Here is a 24337-nt window from a genome sequence, read left to right on the forward strand (position 1 = left end):
GATGCCTCGCAGCCTGAAGAAGGGCCCCTTCATCGACGACCACCTTCAGAAGAAGGTGGACGCGGAGAACGCCAAGGGTTCCCACAACGTCATCAAGACGTGGTCGCGCCGCTCCATGATCATCCCCGACATGATCGGCCACACCATCGCCGTGCACGACGGCCGCAAGCACGTCCCGGTGTTCGTGACCGACTCGATGGTCGGCCACAAGCTGGGCGAGTTCGCCCCGACCCGCACCTACCGCGGGCACGTGAAGGAAGACCGGAAGGGACGTCGCCGATGAGCACGACCGAGCGTCAGCGCACCAGCGCCCGCCGCGAGACGCTGCTCGGCGACCAGCCGGGAGCCTTCGCGACCGCCCGCTTCGCGCGGATCACCCCGATGAAGGCCCGTCGCGTCGTCGACCTGGTCCGCGGCCTGCCCGTGGACGAGGCCCTCTCGCTCCTGCAGTTCGCGCCGCAGGCCGCCTCCGAGACCGTCTACAAGGTCCTCGAGAGCGCCGTCGCCAACGCGACGACGACCGAGGGCCTCGACGCCGGTGACCTCGTGGTCGCCGGTGCCCAGGTCGACGAGGGTCCGACGATGAAGCGCTGGCGCCCCCGGGCCCAGGGCCGCGCGACCCGCATCAACAAGCGCACCAGCCACATCACGCTGGTCGTGCAGCCGGCCGCCGTGGTCGCCGAGAAGAAGGGACGGAAGGCCTGATATGGGACAGAAGATCAACCCGAACGGGTTCCGCCTCGGCATCTCCACCGACCACAAGTCGCGGTGGTACGCCGACAAGCTCTACAAGTCGTACGTCGGCGAGGACGTCGCCATCCGCAAGCTGCTCAGCAAGGGCATGGAGCGGGCCGGCATCGCGAAGGTCGAGATCGAGCGCACCCGTGACCGGGTCCGCGTCGACATCCACACCGCGCGTCCGGGCATCGTCATCGGTCGCCGTGGCGCCGAGGCCGACCGCATCCGCGGCGAGCTCGAGAAGCTCACCGGCAAGCAGGTCCAGCTGAACATCCTCGAGGTCAAGAACCCCGAGATCGACGCGCAGCTGGTCGCCCAGGGCGTCGCCGAGCAGCTCGCCGGCCGCGTGCAGTTCCGCCGCGCGATGCGCAAGGCAATGCAGACCTCGATGCGCTCCGGTGCCAAGGGCATCCGGATCCAGTGCTCCGGCCGGCTCAACGGCGCCGAGATGTCGCGCACCGAGTTCTACCGCGAGGGTCGCGTGCCGCTGCACACCCTGCGGGCCGACATCGACTACGGCTTCTACGAGGCCAAGACCACCTTCGGCCGCATCGGCGTGAAGGTCTGGATCTACAAGGGCGAGGTCGCCGGCACCCGTGCCGAGCGCCAGGCCCAGGCCGCTGCCCGCGCCGGTGTCCCCGGTCGCGGTGGCCGCGACGGTGCTCGCGGCGGTGCTCGCGGCGCCGACCGTCCGACCCGTGGCTCGCGTGGCGACCGTCCGACCCGTTCGGACCGTGGCGACGCCGCTCCCGCTGCCGACGCTCCGGCCGAGGCCGCGGCTCCTGCCGCTGAAGCCCCGAAGGAGGCCTGACCATGTTGATGCCCCGTCGTGTCAAGCACCGCAAGCAGCACCACCCCAAGCGGACCGGTGCGGCCAAGGGTGGCACGAAGCTCGCCTTCGGCGACTTCGGCATCCAGGCGGTCGAGGGCCACTACGTGACCAACCGCCAGATCGAGTCGGCGCGTATCGCGATGACCCGTCACATCAAGCGTGGCGGCAAGGTGTGGATCAACATCTACCCCGACCGCCCGCTGACGAAGAAGCCCGCCGAGACCCGGATGGGTTCCGGCAAGGGCTCGCCCGAGTGGTGGGTCGCGAACGTCAAGCCCGGCCGTGTCATGTTCGAACTCTCCGGTGTGGACGAGCTCACCGCCCGCGAGGCCATGCGCCGCGCGATGCACAAGCTCCCCATGAAGTGCCGGTTCATCACCCGTGAGGCAGGTGAATTCTGATGGCGACGACTGCTCACGAGCTCGACGAGATGAACGACATCGACCTCGAGGCCAAGCTGCGCGAGGCCAAGGAGGAGCTCTTCAACCTCCGCTTCCAGGCGGCCACCGGCCAGCTGGAGAGCCACGGCCGGCTCCGCACGGTCAAGAAGGACATCGCCCGGATCTACACCGTGGTGCGTGAGCGCGAGCTCGGCATCCGGACCGCCCCGGGCTCGAACGACGAGGATGGTGCCGCATGAGCGAGCAGACCCCGACCACCGAGCGCAACGCGCGCAAGGTCCGCGAGGGCCTGGTCGTCAGCGACAAGATGGACAAGACCGTCGTCGTGTCCGTCGAGGACCGCGTGAAGCACGCCCTGTACGGCAAGGTCCTGCGCCGCACGAGCAAGCTCAAGGCGCACGACGAGGCCAACGAGTGCGGCATCGGCGACCGGGTCCTCCTCATGGAGACCCGCCCGCTGTCCGCCACCAAGCGCTGGCGCGTCGTCCAGGTCATCGAGAAGGCCAAGTGATCCGGAGGGCCCAGCCCTCCACCCAACACCGTTCGGCCAGGCTCGTCTCCCGTGAGGGGACGAGAACCGGCTCGACAAGGAGAGAACAGTGATTCAGCAGGAGTCGCGACTCAAGGTCGCCGACAACACCGGTGCGAAGGAGATCCTTTGCATCCGTGTTCTCGGTGGCTCGGGTCGGCGCTACGCCGGTATCGGTGACGTCATCGTCGCCACCGTCAAGGACGCGATCCCCGGTGGCAACGTCAAGAAGGGTGACGTCGTCAAGGCCGTCATCGTGCGCACCGTCAAGGAGCGCCGTCGTGCCGACGGTTCGTACATCCGCTTCGACGAGAACGCCGCCGTCATCCTCAAGAACGACGGCGAGCCGCGCGGCACGCGCATCTTCGGCCCCGTCGGCCGCGAGCTGCGCGAGAAGAAGTTCATGAAGATCATCTCGCTGGCGCCGGAGGTGCTGTGATGACCAAGTCGCTGAACATCAAGAAGGGCGACACCGTCAAGGTGATCGCCGGCAAGGACAAGGGCGCCGAGGGCAAGGTCATCCAGGTGCTCCGCGAGGAGCAGCGGGTGATCGTCGAGGGCGTCAACCGCGTCAAGCGGCACACCAAGGTCGTCAACCAGGGCGGTCGCGCCGGCACCACCGGCGGCATCATCACCGCCGAGGCGCCGATCCACGTCTCCAACGTCATGCTCGTCGAGGGCGACGGCGTGACCCGGATCGGCTTCCGCCGTGACGAGGTCACCAAGCGGCGCCCGGACGGCTCGACGTACTCCGCGACGCGCAGCGTCCGCATCTCGCGCAAGACCGGCAAGGAAATCTGATGACCGAGACCCAGACCACCGCGTCCGCGGCCGTCACGCCGCGTCTCAAGACCCGCTACCGCGAGGAGATCCTCCCCGCGCTGAAGTCCGAGTTCGAGATCCCGAACGTCATGCAGGTCCCCGGCCTGGTGAAGATCGTGGTGAACATGGGCGTCGGCGAGGCGGCTCGCGACTCCAAGCTGATCGAGGGTGCGGTCAAGGACCTCACCGCGATCACCGGCCAGAAGCCGCTGGTGACCAAGGCCCGCAAGTCCATCGCGCAGTTCAAGCTCCGCGAGGGCATGCCGATCGGTGCGCACACCACCCTGCGCGGCGACCGGATGTGGGAGTTCCTGGACCGCCTGCTGTCGCTGGCGCTTCCCCGGATCCGCGACTTCCGCGGCCTCAACCCCGGCCAGTTCGACGGTCGTGGCAACTACACCTTCGGTCTGACCGAGCAGGTCATGTTCCACGAGATCGACCAGGACCGGATCGACCGGTCGCGCGGCATGGACATCACCATCGTGACCACGGCCACCAACGACGACCAGGGCCGCGCGCTGCTCAAGCAGCTTGGCTTCCCGTTCAAGGAGAACTGACATGGCGAAGACCGCTCTGAAGGTCAAGGCCGCTAAGAAGCCGAAGTTCGCGGTCCGCGGCTACACCCGCTGCCAGCGCTGCGGCCGGCCCAAGGCCGTCTACCGGAAGTTCGGCCTGTGCCGGATCTGCCTGCGCGAGATGGCGCACCGCGGCGAGCTGCCCGGCGTCACCAAGTCCTCCTGGTGAGTTCCAGGACCCACGACCGCTGAAGGTCGCCCGTCCCTGCGACGAGCGAAACCACAGAAGAGAGAGAACGACCTTCCATGACGATGACTGACCCGATCGCAGACATGCTCACTCGTCTGCGCAACGCCAACCAGGCGTACCACGACGCGGTTTCCATGCCGTACAGCAAGCTCAAGCAGGGTGTCGCCGACATCCTGAAGCAGGAGGGCTACATCACGTCGTACGACGTGGCGGAGCCCGCCGAGGGCGAGGTCGGCAAGACGCTGACCATCACCCTGAAGTACGGCCGCAACCGCGAGCGCTCCATCGCCGGCGTTCGCCGCATCAGCAAGCCGGGCCTGCGGGTCTACGCCAAGCACACGGGTCTCCCGAAGGTGCTCGGCGGTCTGGGGGTCGCGATCATCTCGACCAGCCAGGGCCTGCTGACCGACCGCCAGGCGAACCAGAAGGGCGTGGGTGGGGAAGTCCTCGCCTACGTCTGGTGACGACGAGAACTGCGAAGGAGTAACAACAGCATGTCGCGCATTGGCAAGCTCCCCGTCGCGGTGCCCTCGGGCGTCGACGTGGCGATCGAGGGCCAGCTGGTGACGGTCAAGGGGCCCAAGGGCACCCTGTCCCACACCGTGGCCTCCCCGATCACCGTCGAGAAGTCCGATGGCGTCCTCGACGTCAAGCGTCCCGACGAGGAGCGCATCAGCAAGTCGCTCCACGGCCTGACCCGCACGCTGGTCAACAACATGGTCGTGGGGGTGACGGACGGTTACGAGAAGAAGCTCGAGATCGTCGGCGTCGGTTACCGCGTCCTGTCCAAGGGCCCCACCCAGCTGGAGTTCCAGCTCGGGTACTCCCACCCGATCATCTTCGACGCGCCGGAGGGCATCACCTTCGCCGTCGAGAGCCCCACCAAGCTCGGTGTGCTCGGCATCGACAAGCAGCTCGTCGGCGAGGTGGCCGCCAAGATCCGCAAGCTGCGCAAGCCGGAGCCCTACAAGGGCAAGGGCGTCCGTTACTCCGGCGAGCACATCCGCCGCAAGGTCGGAAAGGCTGGTAAGTGACATGGCGATCTCGCTGAAGAACAACAAGCACACCGCGTCGCGCGTGCGCTCGCGCCTGCGCCGTCAGGTGCGGGGCCGCAAGAAGGTCGCCGGCACTCCCGAGCGTCCGCGCCTGGTCGTGACCCGCAGCGCCAAGCACATCACCGTCCAGGTCGTCGACGACCTGGTCGGCAAGACGCTGGCCTACGCCTCCACCATGGAGGCCGACCTGCGCTCGACCGACGGCGACAAGACCGCCAAGGCCAAGCGCGTGGGCGAGCTCGTCGCCGAGCGCGCCAAGGCTGCCGGGATCGACGGCGTGGTCTTCGACCGTGCCGGCAACAAGTACCACGGTCGCGTCGCGGCCCTGGCGGACGGCGCCCGCTCGGGCGGCCTGACCTTCTGATCGCAAGAGCCAGAAAGAGAAGAGGAAAAGTCTCATGAGCGGAGCCCAGCGCGGACAGCGCGGTGGCGGGCGCCAGGGGGGTCGCGACGACCGTCGCGGCGGCCAGGCTGCTGACAAGACCGCCTACATCGAGCGCGTCGTTGCGATCAACCGTGTCGCCAAGGTCGTGAAGGGTGGTCGTCGCTTCAGCTTCACCGCCCTCGTGGTCGTCGGTGACGGTGAAGGTCTGGTCGGCGTCGGCTACGGCAAGGCCAAGGAAGTTCCCGCGGCGATCGCCAAGGGTGTCGAGGAGGCGAAGAAGGCTTTCTTCCGCGTCCCCCGCATCCAGGGCACCATCCCGCACCCGGTCCAGGGTGAGAAGGCCGCCGGCGTGGTCATGCTGCGCCCGGCCGCTCCCGGTACCGGCGTCATCGCCGGTGGCCCGGTGCGCGCGGTGCTGGAGTGCGCCGGCATCCACGACATCCTGAGCAAGTCGCTCGGGTCGTCGAACCAGATCAACATCGTGCACGCGACCGTCGAGGCGCTGCGCATGCTGGAGCAGCCGGAGCAGGTCGCGGCTCGTCGTGGCCTGCCCGTCGAGTCCGTCGCCCCGGCCGCGCTGCTGAAGGCGCGCGCCGAGGTCGTCGCCCCCGCGGGGGGTGTCTCCTGATGGCTCAGCTGAAGGTGCGTCAGGACCGCGGTCTCGTGGGCCTGAAGCGGAACCAGCGCGAGACCCTGCGCACGCTCGGTCTCAAGCGCATCGGCGACGTCGTCGTCAAGGAGGACCGGCCGGAGATCCGCGGCATGGTCAACACCGTCCGTCACCTGGTGACGGTCGAGGAGGTGGAGTGACATGACGCTCAAGCTGCACCACCTGCGCCCCGCGCCCGGTGCCAAGACCGCGAAGACCCGTGTGGGTCGCGGTGAGGGCTCCAAGGGCAAGACGTCGGGTCGCGGTACCAAGGGCACCAAGGCCCGCTACCAGGTTCCGGTCGCCTTCGAGGGTGGCCAGATGCCGATCCACATGCGGCTCCCCAAGCTGAAGGGGTTCAAGAACCCGTTCAAGGTGGAGTTCCAGGTCGTCAACCTCGACCGGATCAGCTCCCTGTTCCCCGACGGTGGCGCGGTGACCGTCGAGGAGCTCGTGGCTCGGGGTGCGGTCCGCAAGGGCCAGCCCGTCAAGGTTCTCGGCCAGGGCGACCTGACCGTGAAGGTCGACGTCAGCGTCCAGGCGGTCTCCGCCTCGGCGAAGGAGAAGATCGAGGCCGCGGGCGGAACCACCACCCTCGTCTGATTCGTTGTGCTGACGGGCGCGGCGTGGCTGCACTTTCGCAGCCGTGCCGCGCCCGTTGCTGTTCCCGGCCCGTCATTCCGACGTCGCCACCGCGGCGGCCCGGTACCCCTGTTAGGCTTCCCGGGGTTTCTGGGCGCTGTCTGCGGACACCCTGATTTTCTGCACAGGAGAAAGAGGATCGTCTCGTGCTAGGCGCATTCGCCAACGCTTTCCGGACGCCGGACCTGCGGCGCAAGCTGCTGTTCGTCCTGCTGATCATCGTGATCTTCCGGGCCGGTTCGCAGATCCCCGCTCCAGGCGTGCACGTCGCGAACGTCGACACGTGCCTCAACCAGCTGGAGGACTCGAGCCTCTACAGCCTGATCAACCTGTTCTCAGGTGGAGCACTGCTCCAGCTGACGATCTTCGCGCTCGGCATCATGCCGTACATCACCGCCAGCATCATCCTGCAGCTGCTCGTCGTGGTCATCCCGCGGCTCGAAGCGCTGAAGAAGGAGGGCCAGGCGGGCCAGACGAAGATCACCCAGTACACCCGCTACCTGACGTTGGGCCTCGCGCTGCTCCAGGCGACCGGCATCGTCGCCCTGGCGCGCTCCGGCAACCTGCTGCAGAACTGCAACCAGCCGCTGCTGCACGACGACGGCACCGCGACCTTCCTCGTCCTCGTGGTCACGATGACCGCCGGCACGGCCGTGATCATGTGGCTCGGTGAGCTGATCACCGACCGCGGCGTCGGCAACGGCATGTCGATCCTGATCTTCACGCAGGTCGTCGCCACCTTCCCGACCGCCCTGTGGGCGGTCCAGAAGTCGCAGGGCTGGTGGACCTTCGGGGTCGTCATGGCCATCGGTCTGGTGATCGTCGCGGCGGTCATCTTCATCGAGCAGGCCCAGCGCCGGATCCCGGTGCAGTACGCGCGCCGGATGGTCGGCCGCAAGATGTTCGGCGGCAGCTCGACGTACATCCCGCTCAAGGTGAACCAGGCCGGCATCATCCCGGTCATCTTCGCCTCGTCGCTGCTCTACCTGCCGGCCATGGCGGTGCAGTTCAACAACACCAGCAGCTCGAAGTGGGTCGGCTGGCTCAACGACTACTTCGTCGACGGCTCGCACCCGCTCTACATGGCGGTCTTCTTCCTGCTCATCATCTTCTTCACCTACTTCTACGTGTCGATCACCTTCAACCCGCAAGAGGTGGCCGACAACATGAAGAAGTACGGCGGCTTCATCCCCGGGATCCGGGCGGGCAAGCCGACCGAGGACTACCTGTCCTACGTCCTGTCCCGCATCACCCTGCCGGGCGCGCTCTACCTCGGGCTCATCTCGCTGATCCCGTTGATCGCGCTGGTTCTCATCGATGCGAACCAGAACTTCCCCTTCGGTGGCACCTCGATCCTGATCATGGTGGGCGTCGCGCTGGACACGGTGAAGCAGATCGAGAGCCAGCTCCAGCAGCGCAACTACGAAGGATTCCTCCGCTAAATGCGACTGATCATCATGGGCCCGCCGGGAGCGGGAAAGGGCACGCAGGCGAAGTTCATCGCCGAGCACTTCGGGATCCCGGCGGTGTCGACGGGCGACATCTTCCGGGCCAACGTCTCGCAGGGCACGCCGCTGGGCCTGGAGGCCAAGCGGTTCATGGACGCGGGGGAGTACGTCCCCGACGAGGTCACCAACCTCATGGTCCGCAACCGGATCGACGAGGAGGACGCCGTACCCGGCTTCCTGCTCGATGGCTATCCCCGCACCCTCGCGCAGGTCGAGGAGCTCGACGGGATGATCAAGTTCACCGGGCACGCGCTGGATGCGGTCGTGGTGCTCACGGTCGACCAGGACGAGATCGTCAGCCGGCTGCTGCAGCGGGCCCAGGTCGAGGGTCGCACCGACGACACCGAGGACGTCATCCGTCGTCGCCAGGAGCTGTACGCCGAGCAGACCGAGCCGCTGATCGAGGTCTACCGCGAGCGCGGGCTGCTGCAGGAGATCGACGGCATGGGCGAGGTCGACGACGTCACCAAGCGCATCTTCGAGGCACTGGACGTCCTCCCGGAGAGCTGACGCGCCAGCGGATCAGCTCAGCGGTGGTCGAGCGAGCCGTGCGACCGAGGAACGAGGTCGCAGCCGGCTCGTCGACCCGGTGACTGAAAGGAACTGTCCATGGGATTTCTCGACCGCGGTCTGGAGATCAAGACTCCGGACCAGGTGCTCCTGATGCGGCAGGCCGGCCTCGTGGTCGGCCGGACGCTGGAGCTGTTGCGCGCCGCCGTGCGGCCGGGGATCAGCACGGCCGAGCTGGACGCGATGGCGGAGGACAACATCCGCTCCTCCGGGGCCACGCCGTCGTTCCTGGGGTACCACGGGTTCCCCGCGTCGATCTGCGCCTCGGTCAACGACGAGGTCGTGCACGGCATCCCCGGGTCCCGGGTCCTGGCGTCCGGGGACGTCATCTCGATCGACTGCGGCGCGATCGTCGACGGCTGGCACGGCGACGCGGCCGTGACCGTCGCGGTCGGTGACGTGCCCGAGGAGGTCACCGAGCTGATGGCGGTCACCGAGGCCGCCATGTGGCACGGGATCGGCGCCGCCCGCGTGGGCGGTCGGGTCACCGACATCTCGCACGCGGTCGAGAAGCACGTCCGGGGTGCCGGTTCCTACGGCATCCTCGAGGACTACGTCGGCCACGGGATCGGCTCGGCGATGCACCTGCCGCCGAACGTGCCGAACGTGGGCAAGCCGGGCCGCGGCCCGCGCCTGGTCCAGGGGCTGGCCCTGGCCGTGGAGCCGATGGTCACCCTGGGCGGCAAGCGGACCGACGTCCTCGACGACGACTGGACGGTCGTCACGACGGACGGCAGCTGGGCTGCGCACTTCGAGAACACGTTCGTGCTGACCGACGCCGGCACCTGGGTGCTGACCGCGCTCGACGGTGGCGAGCAGGCGCTGGCCTCCCTCGGCGTCCCGTTCGGACCGCTGGGCGACTGACGGTCCGCTCAGGCGCTGGCCCGGTCCTGTTCGCGGGCGTTGTCCGCGGCCAGCCGCGAGGCGTCCTCCAGGGCGCCGGCGGCCTCCCGCAGCGCGCGCACGTGGTCGCCCTGCCACTGGGCGTCGAAGCGCTCCCGGTCGCGCCCGACCCAGTCGGTCGCCGCGAGCCGGGTGCTCAGCCTGGTCTCCAGGGCCCGGATCCGGTCGGCCACGGTCGCCATCTGCACGGCGAGCTCGTGGACCGCCTCGGTGTTCATGCCGATCACGCGAAGATCCCCTCCTGCTCCTCGACGGCCTCGCGGGCCAGGTCGCGCAGCCGCTCGGCCAGCTCCTCGACCCGCCGAGGGTGGGCCGAGACGGACGCCGTCGCGGGATCGGCGAGCACCGACCAGCTGCCCACCGGGCCGGTCCAGACGCCCGTGAGCACCGGCCGGTGGCTGCGGGCGGGCGAGCCGACCCGACCCGCCCCCACCTTGACGACGTCGGCCCGCAGGTGCGCCTCGCCCAAGCGTGCGGCGAGCTCCGGCGGGGCCTCCGCATCGACCTCGGCGTCGAGGTGGACCGGCTCCCCGGTGCCGTCGGCCGCCCCGGGCGCGATCGCCGCGGCCACGAGCAGCTCGGGGAGATCGGCGGCCCGGGCCAGGGCGAAGCGGTGCAGCCCGTCGGGACCGACCTCCTCCAGCAGTACCACCTCGCGCACGACGTGGGCGTACCAGAAGTCCTGGCGACCGGTCGCGGTGCGTGCCACCGCGACGACCGTGCGGGCCGCCTCGCGCAGGGTGACGGCCGACCTGACGTCCTCGCGCACCAGCACCTCGCCTGCGGCCCGGTCGGCCGCGGACGGGTCCGGGGTGTCGACGAGACCGCGGCATACCAGCCCGCGGAACGCCGTACGGCGGACCGCGTCGAGGGCCGCGTCCGGCACCGTGTCGAGGTAGGGGGTCACCACGACGCCGGGCCCGGTCGTGAGGACGCTGAGCTCCTCGTCGGTGAGCACCTCGAGGGTGCGCACGTCGACGTCTGTGACGGTCATGAACCTGCTCCTGCCGGTAGGCGCGTGGGGGCGAGCTGTCGACGGGCCCAGTCGAGGGCCCCGTCGACCTGGGTCCGGGCCCAGCCGTCGGGCGCCCAGGTCCCGTGGGCCAGGCGGGAGAGGAACCCGCCGATCTGCTGGCGGTTGTCCCAAGCGGAGTTGCCGAGGCTCCACACGGAGTAGGCGACGGCTCCCACGCCGGCGGCGGTCAGGACGACGGGCGCCGAGACGAGGCCGACGGCGCCGGCGATGAGCACCCCGGCGCTGGCCGCGCCGATCGCGCCGAACCCGCGGGCCCCCCACTCGCGCCAGCCGCTGTAGCCGTGGCCGGTGATCGCGTCCTTCAACCCGCTGTAGACCGTGACCGGGAGCAGGAACCGGCCGAGGCCGCCGGTCAGCTTCCCGTTGAGGGCGGCCATCGCGTCACGGACCGCCTCGAACCGGCTCAGCGCCGCGAACCCGGTGGCGGGCAGCTGCAGCGCGCGGACGAAGGCGGCGAGCAGCGCCCCCTTCTCCAGGACGCCCTTGGTGTCCCACAGCGCCTTGCCGAGCGGGAAGGCGTCCGCCACGAAGTCGAGCACGGCCCAGCCCCAGCCGGCGTGCCGGGTCTCGCCGCTCGCCCGGTCCTGCTCGACGGCGTTCGCCTCGAGCAGGTCGCCGGCCGTCTCCAGCGCGGACGAGACGCCGGCCAGCTGCATCGAGGCGAAGCCCGCCCACTCGTCCTTGCACCGGGCCGCGTCCGCGCCCTGCCACTCGTGGGCGGCGTCGAGCCCACGGGCCAGCTGGGCGGTCAGGTCGCGGAGCTCGTCGGCCCCGGCGCGGAGGTCCGTGGCGAGCGCGCGGAGCTCGTCGGTGTCGGCGCCCACCAGTCCGGTCATGTCTGGAGGGTAGGGACGGGGTACCGGACATGTCAGTCGGAGACTTCCGGGTCGTGGCCCACGGGACGAGCCATGGCGCGGAGCGGTCGACGACCGTGCGAGGATGAGCGCCGCAGGAGGGGAGTATTCCTTCGTCACGACATCGTCAGCACGTCCGGCACGAACGCCGGTCCGGGGTCGTGGGCCGCGCGCGTCGTGGCGGAAGAGACCTCAGGCGCCAACCGCCGTCCCCTGACCTGGAGGAACACCTGTGGACGTATCCGCCCTCGAATGGGGCATCACGATCGCCGTCACGGTGGCCGTGCTGCTCTTCGACGTCGTCATCATCGCCCGCGACCCGCACGAGCCCTCGCTGCGCGAGTGCGCGATCGCGCTGAGCGTGTACGTCGGCGCCGCGGTCGCCTTCGGGGTGTGGGTGCTGCTCTTCCACGGCCACGACTACGGCATCGAGTTCTACGCCGGCTGGCTGACCGAGTACAGCCTCTCGATCGACAACCTGTTCGTCTTCATCATCCTGATGGCCGCGCTGAAGGTCCCGCGCGAGTACCAGCAGGAGGCGCTGATGGTGGGCATCATCCTGGCGCTGATCTTCCGCGGCATCTTCATCGCGCTGGGCTACCAGCTGATCAACAACTTCAGCTGGGTCTTCTACATCTTCGGCGCGTTCCTGGTCTACACGGCCGTCAGCCTGGTGAAGTCGTACCGCAGCCACGACGAGGAGCACCCGGAGGAGAACCGGATCGTCCGGTTCGCGCAGTCCCACCTCAACGTGGGGGAGCGCTTCGAGGGCCTCAAGCTCTGGTACCACGAGAACGGCGTCCGGGTGATCTCGCCGATGCTGATCGTGATCATCGCGCTCGGCACCACCGACCTGCTCTTCGCGCTCGACTCGATCCCGGCGATCTTCGGCATCACCCAGGAGCCCTACCTCGTCTTCACCGCGAACGTGTTCGCGCTGATGGGCCTGCGGCAGCTGTACTTCCTGCTCGGTGGTCTGCTCGAGCGCCTGGTCTACCTGTCCCTGGGCCTGGCCTTCATCCTGGCGTTCATCGGGGTCAAGCTGGTCCTGCACGCGATGCACGAGAACGAGCTCGGCTTCCTCAACGGCGGCGAGCACTTCGACGTCCCGGACATCTCGTCGCTGCTCAGCCTGGGCGTCATCATCGTGACCCTCGTGCTCACGACCGTGGCCAGCCTGATCAAGGACAAGAAGGACCGCGAGGACGACCCCGCGGCCGTGTGATCACGGAATAGCCGTGGACCGGAGGGGGTTGGGTCGTCGATGAGCGACCTCCCGACCCTCTCCGTCCTGGATCTGGTGCCGGTCCGCAGCGACCAGGACACCGCCGACGCGATCGCGGCCACCCTCGCCCTGGCCCGGGTGGCCGACGACCTGGGCTATCGGCGCTACTGGCTCGCCGAGCACCACAACATGCCGGCCGTCGCCGCGACCAACCCGCCCGTGCTGATCGGGATGGTCGCCGGCGCCACCCAGCGGCTGCGAGTGGGCTCGGGCGGCGTGATGCTGCCCAACCACGCCCCCCTCGTCGTCGCCGAGCAGTTCGCGCTCCTCGAGGCCGCCTATCCCGGCCGGATCGACCTCGGCATCGGCCGCGCGCCCGGCACCGACCCGGTGACCGGCTGGGCGCTGCGCCACGGCGCCGGCGGGGTCACCGACGAGGCGGTCAGCCGCTTCCCCGAGTACGTCGAGAACGTGCTCGCGATGATGGAGCCGGACGGCGTCGGCCTGGCCGTCCAGGGCCGCACCCACGTGCTGCGAGCCACGCCCGCGGCCCGCTCGGTGCCACAGATCTGGCTGCTCGGCTCCTCCGACTACTCGGCGCTGCTCGCCGCCGAGAAGGGGATGCCGTACGTCTTCGCCCACCACTTCTCCGGCAGCGGGACCGGCGAGGCGCTGGCGCTCTACCGCTCGCGCTTCCGGCCCTCGCCCGAACTGGCCGAGCCGCGCACCTTCCTGACCGTCAACGCGTCGGTCGCCGCGGACGCGGCCGAGGCCCGTCGTCGCGCCCTGCCCCAGCTGCAGATGATGCTGGCGCTGCGCAGCGGGCAGCCGCTCGGCCCCCAGGTCAGCGTCGAGGAGGCCGAGCAGGCCGAGCTCAGCGACGCGCAATGGGCGAGCATCGACGCGATGGCCGAGCGGTGGGTGATCGGAGCCCCCGAGGAGGCCCGGACCCGCCTCGCCGACCTCGCCGCGTCGTACGGCGTCGACGAGGTGATGGTCAATCCCGTGGCCGGTGCCGCCGCCGGCACCGAGCCCGGCTCCAGCCCGGCACGCGAGGAGACCCTGCGCCTCCTCGTGGGCTGAGCCGCAGCAATTAGTGATTCTCGTCAGGTTTTGACTAAACTGGCGTGTCGGCCCAACGTGGGTCTGCCCTGTGGTGCCTCGCGGCTGCCCGGAACACCAGTGATCAGCTCGGAAGAGCCGTCCGCTGCGTGCCTGGGAAGAGACCCAGGGGGCGGCTGCACGAGGTCCACCGCCCGTCCGCGGGTGGAGGTTCCCGGGCCAGCCGTGACCGGTCCGTGCCGGTCCCGGTGCAGCAAACGGTAGACATCCAAGCGACAGATTGTGGAGGACATGCCGAAGAAAGAAGGCGTGATCGAGCTCGAGGGCACCATTACGGAAGCCCTGCCTAATGCCATGTTCCGCGTCGAGCTGAGCAACGGCCACAAGGTTCTCGCCCACATCAGCGGCAAGATGCGCCAGCACTACATCCGGATCCTCCCCGAGGACCGCGTGGTGGTGGAGCTCTCGCCGTACGACCTCACCCGAGGTCGGATCGTCTACCGCTACAAGTAGCAGCAGCCGAGAAATCGAGAGGACCTCCTCGTGAAGGTCAACCCCAGCGTCAAGCCCATCTGTGACAAGTGCAAGGTGATCCGTCGCCACGGCCGCGTCATGGTGATCTGCGAGAACCCGCGCCACAAGCAGCGCCAGGGCTAGGTCGCGCCAGCGACCAAGGTCGAGTGGCCCGTGAGGAACGAGCGGGCGTATCGAGACCCAGCAGAACCGCACCACCGCTCCACCACAACTGCACACACCTCAACGTGATCGCTTAGTCGGTCCCTGGCGACAGGGCCGGCGAACCACCTCCGGAGCAGCGGCCGGAGCCCGGCGGAGCCGGGACGCGACACGAACGAAACCGCTGTGAACCAGAGAAGGAACGCCACATGGCACGCCTCGTCGGTGTCGACCTCCCGCGCGACAAGCGCATCGAGATCGCACTCACCTACATCTACGGCATCGGCCGTACCCGCGCCCAGCAGCTGCTGGAGGCCACCGGGGTCAGCCCCGACCTCCGCGTCCACCAGCTGGGTGACGAGGAGCTGGTCAAGCTCCGTGACGAGATCGAAGCCAACTTCAAGATCGAGGGTGACCTCCGTCGCGAGGTCCAGGCTGACATCCGCCGCAAGATCGAGATCGGCAGCTACCAGGGTCGCCGCCACCGCATGGGCCTCCCGGTCCGCGGTCAGCGCACCAAGACCAACGCGCGCACCCGCAAGGGTCCGAAGCGCACGGTTGCCGGCAAGAAGAAGGCGAAGTGATCTGCGCGTCCTCGCGCTGATCCTCGTTCACAGAGCTCTTTCAGACCAGAACCTCAGGAGATAACTGCATGCCTCCCAAGAGCCGCACTGCGGCCGGCGCCAAGAAGGTGCGTCGCAAGGAGAAGAAGAACGTCGCTCAGGGCGAAGCCCACATCAAGAGCACGTTCAACAACACGATCGTCACGATCACCGACCCGACCGGTGCGGTGATCTCGTGGGCCTCGGCCGGCACCGTCGGCTTCAAGGGCTCGCGCAAGTCCACCCCGTTCGCCGCGCAGATGGCCGCTGAGGCCGCTGGTCGCCGGGCGATGGAGCACGGCATGAAGAAGATCGACGTCTTCGTCAAGGGCCCGGGCTCGGGCCGCGAGACGGCGATCCGGTCCCTGGGTGCGATCGGCCTCGAGGTCGGCACCATCCAGGACGTCACGCCCACGCCCCACAACGGTTGCCGCCCGCCCAAGCGCCGGCGCGTCTGACCGCCCGAACGGAATAGGAGACTTACGTAATGGCCCGTTACACCGGCCCCATGACCCGCAAGTCGCGCCGTCTCGGCGTCGACCTCGTCGGTGGGGACGCCGCGTTCGAGCGCCGTCCCTACGCCCCCGGCCAGCACGGCCGCGCGCGCATCAAGGAGAGCGAGTACCGCTCGCAGCTGCAGGAGAAGCAGAAGGCCCGCTTCACCTACGGCGTCCTGGAGCGTCAGTTCCACAACTACTACGTCGAGGCTTCGCGGCGCGCCGGCAAGACCGGTGACAACCTGCTGCAGCTCCTCGAGTGCCGCCTCGACAACGTGGTCTACCGCGCCGGCTTCGCCCGCACGCGTCGCCACGCCCGCCAGCTGGTGACCCACGGTCACTTCCTGGTCAACGGCAAGAAGGTCGACATCCCGTCCTTCCAGGTGACCGCGCACGACATCATCGACGTGCGTGAGAAGTCGCTCGAGACGACCCCGTTCATCGTGGCTCGCGAGACCCACGGCGAGCGCGTCGTCCCGGCGTGGCTGGAGGCGCTGCCGAACCGGATGCGCGTCCTCGTGCACCAGCTCCCCACCCGGGCCCAGATCGACCTCCCGGTCCAGGAGCAGCTCATCGTCGAGTTCTACTCGAAGAAGTAACCACACGGGGGCTCCGCCCCCGTGGCCCCCGCTGTCGGCTCCGCCCCCAGACCCCGGGTCGCGGGTCGGAGCCTTCGGCACCATCCTTCCGTCACGCCAGCATGTTCGGGCCCGTCAAATAGCGGGTGGGCCCGGAAAGGAAAGAATCAGTGCTCATCGCACAGCGCCCCACCCTGTCGGAAGAGACCGTCGACGAGTTCCGCTCGCGGTTCGTGATCGAGCCGCTGGAGCCCGGCTTCGGCTACACCCTCGGCAACTCGCTGCGTCGTACCCTCCTGTCGTCGATCCCCGGTGCCTCGGTCACGAGCATCAAGGTCGACGGCGTCCTCCACGAGTTCTCGACCATCGAGGGGGTCAAGGAGGACATCACCGAGGTCATCCTCAACCTGAAGGGCCTGGTCGTCTCCTCGGAGCACGACGAGCCCGTCACGATGTACCTCCGCAAGTCCGGCGCCGGTGACGTCACCGGTGCCGACATCACGCCGCCCGCCGGCGTGGAGGTGCACAACCCGGAGCTGAAGCTCGCCACCCTGTCCGACAAGGGCAAGCTGGAGATGGAGCTCGTCGTCGAGCGTGGCCGCGGCTACGTCTCGGCCGTCCAGAACAAGGGCGCCGACAACGAGATCGGCCGGATGCCGGTCGACTCGATCTACAGCCCCGTGCTGAAGGTGACCTACAAGGTCGAGGCGACCCGTGTCGAGCAGCGCACCGACTTCGACAAGCTGGTCATCGACGTCGAGACCAAGCCGTCGATCCGTCCCCGCGACGCGATCGCCTCGGCCGGCAAGACCCTGGTCGAGCTGTTCGGGCTGGCGCGCGAGCTGAACGTCGAGGCTGAGGGCATCGACATCGGCCCGTCGCCCGTCGACGAGCAGCTGGCTGCCGACCTCGCCCTCCCGGTCGAGGACCTGCAGCTGACCGTCCGCTCCTACAACTGCCTCAAGCGCGAGGGCATCCACACCGTGGGTGAGCTCATCAGCCGCTCGGAGCAGGACCTGCTCGACATCCGCAACTTCGGCGCGAAGTCGATCGACGAGGTCAAGGCCAAGCTGGTCGAGATGGGCCTGTCCCTCAAGGACAGCGCGCCCGGCTTCGACCCGCACGCCGCTCTCGCGGCGTACGGCGATGACGACGACGACGCCTTCGTCGAGGACGAGCAGTACTGATCGCACGGGCTTCGCCCGTACCAGCCCGACCGGGGCTCCGCCCCGGACCCCGTCGGTGGTGACGGCCGAAACCGTCGCCACCGCCGGGCGGGTACCTCACTGAGAAATCTATCCGAGTACCTCGTACGGCTCGGGAGAAGAGAGAACACCATGCCGAAGCCCACCAAGGGTCCCCGCCTCGGCGGCAGCCCGTCGCACCAGCGCCTGATCCTGGCGAACCTGGCCACCCAGCTCTTCGAGCACGGCCGGATCACCACGACCGAGGCGAAGGCGCGTGCGCTGCGTCCGCACGCGGAGAAGCTGATCACCAAGGCCAAGAAGGGCGACCTGCACAACCGTCGCGAGGTCCTCAAGACCATCCGTGACAAGGGTGTCGTGCACGCGCTCTTCACCGAGATCGCGCCGACCTTCTCGGAGCGCCCCGGTGGCTACACCCGCATCACCAAGGTCGGTCCCCGCAAGGGCGACAACGCCCCCATGGCGGTCATCGAGCTGGTGACCGAGGCCTACGCCCCGTCGGCTCCGAAGACGAAGGCCGCTCCGGCCGCCGCTGCCCCGGTCGAGGAGGCTCCCGCCGAGGAGACCGTCGCCGAGGACGCGCCGACCGCGCAGACCGAGGAGGCGTCGCCCGAGGAGAGCGTCGTCGCCGAGGAGACCCCGGTCGAGGAGGCCCCCGAGGCCGACGCGACCGAGGGTGAGTCCGAGGACGAGTCCAAGGCCTGATCGCACCCAGCAGCACCTGACCGGCCCGCCATCCCCCTGGGGTGGCGGGCCGGTCCGCGTCTCAGGCCAGTTGCGCCAGCAGGTCGGCGGCGTCGAGGGAGCGCGGCGCGGCCCCAGCACGGGCGTGCTCGTGGGCCGTGCGCTGCAGCAGCTCGTTGACCGGTGTCGGGACGCCGTGCAACCGGCCGAGCAGCACGATCTCGCCGGCCAGGTGGTCGACCTCCGTGACGCTCGCGCCGCGCGAGACGCTCTGCCACGTCGAGCCGCCGAGGTCCGCCGGCAGGTCGGCGCGCGGGCGCAGCACGTCGCCGCGGCGCTCGACGTCCTCCTCGGCGCTGACCAGGGGTACCCCCGCCACGCGGAGCACCAGCTCGCCCTCCGCTCGGGCCCGCTCCCGGAGGTCGTCGGCCGACTCGCCCCGGGCACAGACCGCGTCGACGGCGTTGCCGACGTTCATCAGCAGCTTGCGGTGCTTCCAGGCCATGATCTGGGCCCGCGGCACCGACTCGAACCCCGCGGCACGCAGGTCGGCCGCGACCGCCTCGCAGGTGTCGTCCACCCCGTGCGGGATCCGGCCGATGTCGAGGATCCCCGGGACCGGCCAGCACTTCTGGATGACCTCGCCCGGCTCGAGGTGGGTCGAGGGCAGCATCACGCACAGCGAGTACGTCGCCGCGAACCGGCGCAGGATCGCCACCTCGTTCGCGACGCCGTTCTGGGCGGAGACCACGACCGTGGTGGGCGGCGCGTGCGCGGCCAGGTCGTCGAGCGCGGCCGCGGTCTGGTGACCCTTCACGGCCAGCAGCACCACCGCGGGCTCGGACCAGTCGACCTCCGCGGCCGAACCGACGGCCGGTGCCCGGACGACCTGGCGGCCGTCGCCGCGGTCGAGGACCAGCCCGCCGGAGCGGATCCGGTCGAGGTGCGGTCCGCGGGCGACGAGGGTGACGGGCAGGCCGGCCAGGTGCAGGTTGGCACCGATCACCCCGCCGACGGCACCGGTGCCGTAGACGACGTAGCGCGCGCTCACGGCCGGGAGGGGCGGTTGCGGAGCATCGAGGCGGTGCTCAGCACGCCCACGCCGACCACCAGCAGCACCCCGCCGCCGATGGCCAGCGGGGTCGAGTCCTGGGCCAGACCCGCGATCAGGACGACGAGGCCGATGACGACGTCGGAGACCGCCACCCAGCTCACGGTGGTCTGGGGGGCACGGCGTTCCGAGGTGTCCGGCATGGCTCGATCATGCCACCGCGGCTACCAGGCGTCGTCGAGCAGACGGATCGCCTCGGGCCGGGTGAGGCCGAGGCGCCGCGCGACGCCGGCGTACTCCCGGGCGGCGCGGAGCGCGGCGTCGTCGGTGGTGGCCGCGGTGGTCGCGACGAAGGTGCCGCGGCGGCCCTCGGTGACCAGCACCCCGTCGACCTCGAGCTCCCGGTAGGCCCGGGCGACGGTGCCGTTGGCGACGCCGAGGTCGGCGGCCAGGGCGCGCACGGTCGGCAGCTTGGTGCCGGCCGGGAGGTCGCCGGCGGCGACGCGGGCGGCGAGCTGGGTGCGGAGCTGCTCGAACGGGGGCGTCGCACTGCCGGGGTCCAGCGGGTTCACCTGCACCCTCCTCACCCTAGGGTGAGGAGCATGGAGCCGGACGTGCTGGTGGTGGGGGAGTCGCTCGTCGACGTCGTACGACGGGCCGACGGGTCGGTGGTCGAGCACGCGGGCGGGAGCGCGGCCAACGTGGCCGTCGCGCTGGCCCGTCTCGGGCGGCCGGTCCGGTTCGCGACGGCGATCGCCGACGACCGGTACGGCGGCATCGTGGCCGCCCACATCGGTCGTGACGGCGTCCGACTGGCCTCGGACCCCGAGGTCATCGAGCGGACCGCGACCGCGCAGGCGACGCTGGCCGAGGACGGGTCGGCGAGCTATGAGTTCGACCTGGCGTGGCGGCTCGGCGAGGTCCCGGACGAGCCGCGGCCGCTGGCGGTGCACGCCTGCTCGATCGGGGCGGTGCTGGCGCCCGGCGCCACCCAGGTGGTCGAGCTGCTGGACCGGATGCGCCCCCACGCGCTGGTGACCTACGACGTCAACGCCCGCCCCGCGATCACCGGCACCGGGCCGGAGTGGCGGGCGGCGGTCGAGGCGGTCGTCGCGCGGGCCGACCTGGTCAAGGCCAGCGACGAGGACCTGCTCGCGCTGCACCCCGACGCCGACCCGGTCTCGGCCGCGCGGCGGCTGCTCGAGCGGGGGCCGGTGGCCGTCGTGATCACCCGGGGCGCCGACGGGTCGACCTGGGTGGCGGCCGACGGGGTCGTGGACGTGCCGGCGCAGACCGCCGTCGTCGTGGACACGATCGGGGCCGGGGACACCTTCGGTGCGGCGCTGATCGACGGCCTGTGGGCGCGCGGGCTGCTCGGTCCGGATGGCCGGGTCGCGCTCGCGGACCTCCGCGACGTCGACCGCGCCGCGCTGCTGCAGCACGCGGCCCGGGCCGCCGCCCTGGTGGTGGCCCGTCCCGGCGCGGACCCGCCGTACCGGAACGAGCTGGGGTAGGGCCGGCGGTGCCTCAGTCCTCCGGCGGGGCGAGGAACTTGTGGATGAGGGAGACCACGCTGGCGCCCTCGCCGCTGGCGGCGGCGACGCGCTTCATCGAGCCGGAGCGGACGTCGCCCGCGGCGAAGACGCCGGGGACGGTGGTGGCCAGGTCGGCCGGGGGGACGCCGTCGACCCAGTGGTCGCGCGGGACGTCGCGGCCGGTGAGGACGAAGCCGTTCTCGTCGAGGGAGACCTGGGGCGGGACCCAGGTGCAGGTGGGCTCGGCGCCCAGGAGCAGGAACAGGCCGTACGCGTCGCGTTTCGTGCGCTCGCCGGTGCGGGTGTCCTCCAGGCACAGCCACTGCAGGTGAGCGTCGCCGCCGCCGTCGACGACGCGGGTGCAGGTCTGGACGCTGATGCGGGGGTTGTACTCGATCTCGCCGACGAGGTACTGCGACATGGTCTCCTCGAGCGAGGGACGCCGGACCAGGATGGTGACCGAGCGCGCGAAGCGCGACAGGTGGACGGCGGCCTGGCCGGCGGAGTTGCCGCCGCCGACGACGAAGACGTCCTGGTCCTCCATCTCGCGGGCGGCGGTCATCGCGGCGCCGTAGAAGACGCCGTTGCCGACCAGCTGCTCCAGCGGCTCGACCCGGAGCTTGCGGTAGGCCACGCCGCTGGCGATCACCACCGCGCGGGCCCGGATGTCGCCGCCCTCGGTGCACAGCCGGTGGGGGGCGCCGTCGCGGCCGGGGACCAGCTCGTCGACCGACCAGCCGGTGACGAACTGGGTGCCGAAGCGCAGCGCCTGGTTGCGGGCGCGCTGGGCCAGCCGCATGCCCGAGATGCCGCGCGGGAAGCCGAGGTAGTTGCGGATCATCGAGCTGGTGCCGGCCTGGCCGCCGAGCGCCTCGGACTCCAGGACCACGCAGGAGAGGCCCTCGGAGGTCGCGTAGACGGCGGCCGCGAGGCCCGCGGGCCCACCGCCGACCACGGCCACGTCGACCGTGCCGTCGACGACCTCGAGGTCGCTGGGTGCGCCGTACATGCTCATCGCGACCTTGCGGACCGTCGCGGCCTCGATGAGCGGGCGGTTCGAGGCCCAGACGACGGGGTACGTCGGGTCCTCGGGGATCCCGAGGTCCAGCCGGTGCTCGGCCAGCTCGTCGGGGTGGTAGACCCGGACCGGCATGCCGATCCGGTCGTAGAAGTCGTGGATGGCCAGCGTCTCGGGGCCCGGCACGGGCGTGACGATCTTGGCCGAGACCACCTCGGGGTCGGCGATGGTCGAGCCCCAGTCGCTGAGCAGGTCGGTGACCGCGTTGTGGAACTCCTCGTCCCGGGTCCCGCGGGGCATCAGCAGGTAGGCGTCGTACTTGCCCTTGGCCATGCCGGCACGCAGGCCGGGAGCGTCGGCGATGAACCGGTCCCAGTGGGCGGCGATGATCCGGCGCGCGTTCGGGACCCGGGCCCGCCAGCGGTGGAAACCCTCCAGCACGTGGCAGTCGGGCAGCACCGAGTCGGAGACGAACAGGGCGACCGTGCCGCCGGCCTCCACGACGGCCTCGGCCTCGGCGTCGGCCTCGGCGCACGAACGGGCGCAGCGGACGTCGTACTCGTGCTCGTAGCGGCGGAACGAGCCGCGGAGATCGTCGAGGTGGTGCTCCGACACGAGCACGATGGAGGGGGAGACGGGCACGCTCCCAGCCTAGTGAGGCATACGGAAGGATGGGAGGGTGCGGATCCGGATCGACCTCGCCTACGACGGCACGGAGTTCCGTGGCTGGGCGACGCAGCCCGGGCTGCGGACGGTGCAGGAGACGCTGGGGTCGGCGCTCGCGACCGTGCTGCGCGTCGACCGGGTCGACCTGGTCTGCGCCGGGCGGACCGACGCCGGCGTCCACGCACGGGGGCAGGTCGTGCACGTCGACCTCGCCGAGGAGCCGGACCTCGACCGGCTGGTCCGCCGGCTCAACGGCGTCCTCCCGCCCGACGTCCGGGTACGACGGGCCGCGGTCGCCGCGGACGGGTTCGACGCCCGGTTCTCGGCCCTGTGGCGGCGCTACGCCTACCGGATCGCCGACCGGCCGGACCTGCTCGACCCGCTGACCCGCTCCCACGTGCTGGCCTGGCCGCGCCCGCTCGACGAGGAGCTGATGAACCAGGCGTCGGCGACGCTGGTCGGCCAGCAGGACTTCGCGTCGTTCTGCAAGCAGCGCGAGGGCGCGACCACGATCCGCACCCTGCTCGACCTGACCTGGGCGCGCTCCGACGGCGGACTGCTGATGGGGACCGTGCGCGCCGACGCGTTCTGTCACAGCATGGTGCGCGCGCTGGTCGGCTGCCTGGTCGCGGTGGGCGAGGGGCGCAGGCCCGTGGAGTGGGCGGCCGAGATGCTGCACGCGCAGCGGCGCGACCCGGCGGTCGCGGTGCTGCACGCGCACGGGCTGACCCTGGAGGAGGTGGCCTACCCCGTGGACGACGAGCTGGCCGCCCGCAACCAGCTGACGAGGGCCAAGAGGACATGAGCGACGAGCACTACTTCAGCGCCGACCCGACGGTCGCCTTCAAGCGCGCGCCGGTGAGCGCGTCGGTCTGGGGCCACGACCTGGAGCTGGTGAGCGGGTCGGGCGTGTTCGCCCAGGGCCGGCTCGACATCGGGACGGCGGTGCTGTTCCGCGAGACCGAGCCGCCCCCCGCCGGACGGGTCCTCGACCTCGGCTGCGGGTACGGCGTCATCGGCCTGGCCGTCGCGGTGGCCGTCCCCGGGTCGGTGGTGACCGCGGTCGACGTCAACGAGCGCGCCGTGCTGCTGGCCAACGAGAACGCGGCCGCGCTCGGGATCGCCGACCGCTACGCCGCGTCCACCCCGGACGGCATCGCCGCGGACGCGTCGTACGACGAGATCTGGTCGAACCCGCCGATCCGGATCGGCAAGGACGCGCTGCACGAGCTGCTGCTGACCTGGCTGCCCCGGCTCGCGCCCGGCGGGCGGGCAGTGATGGTGGTCGGCAAGAACCTGGGCGCCGACTCGCTGCAGCGCTGGCTCGGCGAGCAGGGGTTCCCGACCACCCGACTGGCCAGTGCGAAGGGCTTCCGGGTGCTGGAGACGCGGCGGGGCTGACGTGGTTCAGCAGCACGCAGGTTCGCCGGCGAAGGTCTCGGCGTCGGCGAGCTTGGTGTAGACCTCCCAACGCTCGCCGTCGGGCGCGGCCTCGACCCAGAACTTGTCCTGCTTCGCGTAGCAGCAGGTGACGTCGCGCTCCTCGGTCGAGGCGAGCCCGGCCGCCCCCAGGCGGGTGAGCTCTGCGTCGACGGTGTCGACGTCGGCGACCTCGACGCCCAGGTGGTTGAGGCTGCCGCCGGCGCCGGGGTTCTCGAGGAGGACGAGCTTCAGCGGCGGCTCGGCCACGGCGAAGTTGGCGTAGCCGGGCTTGCGCTTGGCCGGCTCCACGCCGAGCAGGCGGCGGTAGAAGTCCACCGACGCCTCGAGGTCGTCGACGTTGAGGGCGAGCTGGATGCGGGACACGGGGGCCTCCGGAGGTAGAGATAGACGGATATCGATATTTGACC

39 protein-coding genes are annotated in these 24337 nt (G+C 70.2%); 31 read left to right on the top strand and 8 right to left on the bottom strand.

Going from position 1 to position 24337, the window contains the following annotated elements; all coding sequences use genetic code 11:
- The first annotated feature begins 1 nt into the window (after position 1).
- The 19 genes from rpsS (at position 2) to map (ending at position 9760) form a co-directional block, all read left to right on the top strand.
- Entirely contained in the window at positions 2-283 is a 282-nt protein-coding gene (gene rpsS, locus V7S47_RS01520) for a 30S ribosomal protein S19 (RefSeq protein ID WP_090849727.1), read from the top strand.
- Positions 280-705 (top strand): 50S ribosomal protein L22, encoded by a 426-nt coding sequence (gene rplV / locus V7S47_RS01525; protein WP_090849730.1) that lies wholly within the window; start codon positions 280-282, stop codon positions 703-705. Before rpsS ends, rplV begins: the two co-directional genes overlap by 4 nt.
- Position 706: 1 nt before the next feature.
- Positions 707-1549 carry a 30S ribosomal protein S3 gene (gene rpsC / locus V7S47_RS01530; RefSeq protein ID WP_090849732.1) on the top strand — a complete coding sequence of 281 codons (843 nt, stop codon included), beginning with the start codon at positions 707-709 and terminating at the stop codon, positions 1547-1549.
- Positions 1550-1551: 2 nt separating this feature from the next.
- Positions 1552-1971, top strand: a complete 420-nt coding sequence (rplP, locus tag V7S47_RS01535; protein WP_090849734.1) for a 50S ribosomal protein L16 — start codon at positions 1552-1554, stop codon at positions 1969-1971.
- Positions 1971-2210: a 50S ribosomal protein L29 gene (gene rpmC / locus V7S47_RS01540; RefSeq protein ID WP_090849736.1), complete on the top strand. Its 240-nt coding sequence runs from the start codon at positions 1971-1973 to the stop codon at positions 2208-2210. The genes rplP and rpmC overlap by 1 nt, the downstream gene beginning before the upstream one ends.
- Complete coding sequence (gene rpsQ, locus V7S47_RS01545) at positions 2207-2482, top strand: 30S ribosomal protein S17 (protein WP_090849738.1); 276 nt, start codon at positions 2207-2209, stop codon at positions 2480-2482. Before rpmC ends, rpsQ begins: the two co-directional genes overlap by 4 nt.
- Before the next feature lie 88 nt (positions 2483-2570).
- Positions 2571-2939, top strand: a complete 369-nt coding sequence (rplN, locus tag V7S47_RS01550) for a 50S ribosomal protein L14 (protein WP_090849740.1) — start codon at positions 2571-2573, stop codon at positions 2937-2939.
- On the top strand, positions 2939-3301 hold the full coding sequence (rplX, locus tag V7S47_RS01555; RefSeq protein ID WP_090849742.1) for a 50S ribosomal protein L24: 363 nt from the start codon (positions 2939-2941) through the stop codon (positions 3299-3301). The genes rplN and rplX overlap by 1 nt, the downstream gene beginning before the upstream one ends.
- The gene (gene rplE, locus V7S47_RS01560; RefSeq protein WP_090849744.1) at positions 3301-3879 is read left to right on the top strand and encodes a 50S ribosomal protein L5; all 579 of its coding nucleotides are present in this window, start codon (positions 3301-3303) and stop codon (positions 3877-3879) included. Before rplX ends, rplE begins: the two co-directional genes overlap by 1 nt.
- Before the next feature lies 1 nt (position 3880).
- Positions 3881-4066 carry a type Z 30S ribosomal protein S14 gene (locus tag V7S47_RS01565; protein ID WP_090849746.1) on the top strand — a complete coding sequence of 62 codons (186 nt, stop codon included), beginning with the start codon at positions 3881-3883 and terminating at the stop codon, positions 4064-4066.
- A gap of 77 nt (positions 4067-4143) precedes the next feature.
- Positions 4144-4551, top strand: coding sequence for a 30S ribosomal protein S8 (rpsH, locus tag V7S47_RS01570; RefSeq protein ID WP_056151934.1), 408 nt, complete (start codon positions 4144-4146; stop codon positions 4549-4551).
- 30 nt (positions 4552-4581) lie between these two features.
- A complete protein-coding gene (rplF, locus tag V7S47_RS01575) occupies positions 4582-5121 on the top strand; it encodes a 50S ribosomal protein L6 (protein WP_090849748.1) in 540 nt (179 codons plus the stop codon).
- A 1-nt stretch (position 5122) separates the two neighbouring features.
- The gene (gene rplR, locus V7S47_RS01580) at positions 5123-5506 is read left to right on the top strand and encodes a 50S ribosomal protein L18 (RefSeq protein WP_090849750.1); all 384 of its coding nucleotides are present in this window, start codon (positions 5123-5125) and stop codon (positions 5504-5506) included.
- Positions 5507-5540: 34 nt separating this feature from the next.
- Positions 5541-6155, top strand: coding sequence for a 30S ribosomal protein S5 (gene rpsE, locus V7S47_RS01585; RefSeq protein WP_090849752.1), 615 nt, complete (start codon positions 5541-5543; stop codon positions 6153-6155).
- On the top strand, positions 6155-6337 hold the full coding sequence (rpmD, locus tag V7S47_RS01590; RefSeq protein ID WP_090849754.1) for a 50S ribosomal protein L30: 183 nt from the start codon (positions 6155-6157) through the stop codon (positions 6335-6337). The genes rpsE and rpmD overlap by 1 nt, the downstream gene beginning before the upstream one ends.
- Before the next feature lies 1 nt (position 6338).
- A complete protein-coding gene (gene rplO, locus V7S47_RS01595; RefSeq protein ID WP_090849756.1) occupies positions 6339-6779 on the top strand; it encodes a 50S ribosomal protein L15 in 441 nt (146 codons plus the stop codon).
- A 185-nt stretch (positions 6780-6964) separates the two neighbouring features.
- Entirely contained in the window at positions 6965-8260 is a 1296-nt protein-coding gene (gene secY / locus V7S47_RS01600; protein ID WP_090849758.1) for a preprotein translocase subunit SecY, read from the top strand.
- Positions 8261-8836 (top strand): adenylate kinase, encoded by a 576-nt coding sequence (locus V7S47_RS01605; protein WP_090849760.1) that lies wholly within the window; start codon positions 8261-8263, stop codon positions 8834-8836.
- A 99-nt stretch (positions 8837-8935) separates the two neighbouring features.
- The gene (gene map / locus V7S47_RS01610) at positions 8936-9760 is read left to right on the top strand and encodes a type I methionyl aminopeptidase (protein ID WP_336559956.1); all 825 of its coding nucleotides are present in this window, start codon (positions 8936-8938) and stop codon (positions 9758-9760) included.
- A gap of 8 nt (positions 9761-9768) precedes the next feature.
- Here map and V7S47_RS01615 read toward each other — a convergent pair whose 3' ends face one another.
- The 3 genes from V7S47_RS01615 to V7S47_RS01625 are packed head-to-tail and all read right to left on the bottom strand — an operon-like array spanning position 9769 to position 11671.
- Positions 9769-10026: a hypothetical protein gene (locus V7S47_RS01615; RefSeq protein ID WP_336559957.1), complete on the bottom strand. Its 258-nt coding sequence runs from the start codon at positions 10024-10026 to the stop codon at positions 9769-9771.
- Positions 10023-10793 (bottom strand): hypothetical protein, encoded by a 771-nt coding sequence (locus V7S47_RS01620; protein WP_336559958.1) that lies wholly within the window; start codon positions 10791-10793, stop codon positions 10023-10025. Before V7S47_RS01620 ends, V7S47_RS01615 begins: the two co-directional genes overlap by 4 nt.
- Positions 10790-11671, bottom strand: a complete 882-nt coding sequence (locus tag V7S47_RS01625) for a WXG100 family type VII secretion target (RefSeq protein ID WP_336559959.1) — start codon at positions 11669-11671, stop codon at positions 10790-10792. Before V7S47_RS01625 ends, V7S47_RS01620 begins: the two co-directional genes overlap by 4 nt.
- Before the next feature lie 250 nt (positions 11672-11921).
- On the opposite strand from V7S47_RS01625, the gene V7S47_RS01630 reads away from it, so the two are divergent.
- The 9 genes from V7S47_RS01630 to rplQ all read left to right on the top strand — a co-directional run bounded on the left by V7S47_RS01630 (position 11922) and on the right by rplQ (position 18238).
- A complete protein-coding gene (locus V7S47_RS01630) occupies positions 11922-12914 on the top strand; it encodes a TerC family protein (RefSeq protein ID WP_090849770.1) in 993 nt (330 codons plus the stop codon).
- 39 nt (positions 12915-12953) lie between these two features.
- On the top strand, positions 12954-13997 hold the full coding sequence (locus V7S47_RS01635) for an LLM class flavin-dependent oxidoreductase (protein ID WP_336559960.1): 1044 nt from the start codon (positions 12954-12956) through the stop codon (positions 13995-13997).
- Between the two features lie 270 nt (positions 13998-14267).
- The gene (gene infA, locus V7S47_RS01640; protein ID WP_026145687.1) at positions 14268-14489 is read left to right on the top strand and encodes a translation initiation factor IF-1; all 222 of its coding nucleotides are present in this window, start codon (positions 14268-14270) and stop codon (positions 14487-14489) included.
- A gap of 30 nt (positions 14490-14519) precedes the next feature.
- On the top strand, positions 14520-14633 hold the full coding sequence (rpmJ, locus tag V7S47_RS01645; protein WP_004008316.1) for a 50S ribosomal protein L36: 114 nt from the start codon (positions 14520-14522) through the stop codon (positions 14631-14633).
- A 227-nt stretch (positions 14634-14860) separates the two neighbouring features.
- Complete coding sequence (gene rpsM, locus V7S47_RS01650) at positions 14861-15235, top strand: 30S ribosomal protein S13 (protein ID WP_090849774.1); 375 nt, start codon at positions 14861-14863, stop codon at positions 15233-15235.
- A gap of 68 nt (positions 15236-15303) precedes the next feature.
- On the top strand, positions 15304-15711 hold the full coding sequence (gene rpsK, locus V7S47_RS01655; RefSeq protein WP_090849777.1) for a 30S ribosomal protein S11: 408 nt from the start codon (positions 15304-15306) through the stop codon (positions 15709-15711).
- A gap of 29 nt (positions 15712-15740) precedes the next feature.
- Entirely contained in the window at positions 15741-16349 is a 609-nt protein-coding gene (gene rpsD / locus V7S47_RS01660; RefSeq protein ID WP_336559961.1) for a 30S ribosomal protein S4, read from the top strand.
- A 149-nt stretch (positions 16350-16498) separates the two neighbouring features.
- A complete protein-coding gene (locus V7S47_RS01665; RefSeq protein WP_090849781.1) occupies positions 16499-17515 on the top strand; it encodes a DNA-directed RNA polymerase subunit alpha in 1017 nt (338 codons plus the stop codon).
- Between the two features lie 150 nt (positions 17516-17665).
- The gene (rplQ, locus tag V7S47_RS01670; RefSeq protein ID WP_336559962.1) at positions 17666-18238 is read left to right on the top strand and encodes a 50S ribosomal protein L17; all 573 of its coding nucleotides are present in this window, start codon (positions 17666-17668) and stop codon (positions 18236-18238) included.
- A 61-nt stretch (positions 18239-18299) separates the two neighbouring features.
- Here the strand turns inward: rplQ and V7S47_RS01675 are convergent, their stop codons facing one another.
- From V7S47_RS01675 to V7S47_RS01685, 3 genes are read right to left on the bottom strand one after another with little or no spacing between them, the layout of a single operon-like run.
- Entirely contained in the window at positions 18300-19268 is a 969-nt protein-coding gene (locus V7S47_RS01675; protein WP_336559963.1) for a ketopantoate reductase family protein, read from the bottom strand.
- Positions 19265-19471 (bottom strand): hypothetical protein, encoded by a 207-nt coding sequence (locus V7S47_RS01680; protein WP_336559964.1) that lies wholly within the window; start codon positions 19469-19471, stop codon positions 19265-19267. Before V7S47_RS01680 ends, V7S47_RS01675 begins: the two co-directional genes overlap by 4 nt.
- A 21-nt stretch (positions 19472-19492) precedes the next feature.
- Complete coding sequence (locus V7S47_RS01685; RefSeq protein ID WP_442945324.1) at positions 19493-19840, bottom strand: GntR family transcriptional regulator; 348 nt, start codon at positions 19838-19840, stop codon at positions 19493-19495.
- A 30-nt stretch (positions 19841-19870) separates the two neighbouring features.
- Here V7S47_RS01685 and V7S47_RS01690 point away from each other — a divergent pair, with 30 nt between their 5' ends.
- The gene (locus tag V7S47_RS01690) at positions 19871-20782 is read left to right on the top strand and encodes a PfkB family carbohydrate kinase (RefSeq protein WP_336559966.1); all 912 of its coding nucleotides are present in this window, start codon (positions 19871-19873) and stop codon (positions 20780-20782) included.
- A 13-nt stretch (positions 20783-20795) separates the two neighbouring features.
- Here the strand turns inward: V7S47_RS01690 and V7S47_RS01695 are convergent, their stop codons facing one another.
- Positions 20796-22463 carry an FAD-dependent oxidoreductase gene (locus V7S47_RS01695; RefSeq protein WP_336559967.1) on the bottom strand — a complete coding sequence of 556 codons (1668 nt, stop codon included), beginning with the start codon at positions 22461-22463 and terminating at the stop codon, positions 20796-20798.
- 37 nt (positions 22464-22500) lie between these two features.
- On the opposite strand from V7S47_RS01695, the gene truA reads away from it, so the two are divergent.
- Positions 22501-23292 carry a tRNA pseudouridine(38-40) synthase TruA gene (truA, locus tag V7S47_RS01700; protein ID WP_336559968.1) on the top strand — a complete coding sequence of 264 codons (792 nt, stop codon included), beginning with the start codon at positions 22501-22503 and terminating at the stop codon, positions 23290-23292.
- Positions 23289-23888 (top strand): class I SAM-dependent methyltransferase, encoded by a 600-nt coding sequence (locus V7S47_RS01705; RefSeq protein ID WP_336559969.1) that lies wholly within the window; start codon positions 23289-23291, stop codon positions 23886-23888. Before truA ends, V7S47_RS01705 begins: the two co-directional genes overlap by 4 nt.
- Before the next feature lie 6 nt (positions 23889-23894).
- Here V7S47_RS01705 and V7S47_RS01710 read toward each other — a convergent pair whose 3' ends face one another.
- The gene (locus V7S47_RS01710; RefSeq protein ID WP_336559970.1) at positions 23895-24293 is read right to left on the bottom strand and encodes an ArsI/CadI family heavy metal resistance metalloenzyme; all 399 of its coding nucleotides are present in this window, start codon (positions 24291-24293) and stop codon (positions 23895-23897) included.
- Positions 24294-24337: the final 44 nt, after the last annotated feature.

Source organism: Nocardioides sp. CCNWLW216 (assembly GCF_037120545.1).
Taxonomy (GTDB): Bacteria; Actinomycetota; Actinomycetes; order Propionibacteriales; family Nocardioidaceae; genus Nocardioides; species Nocardioides lianchengensis.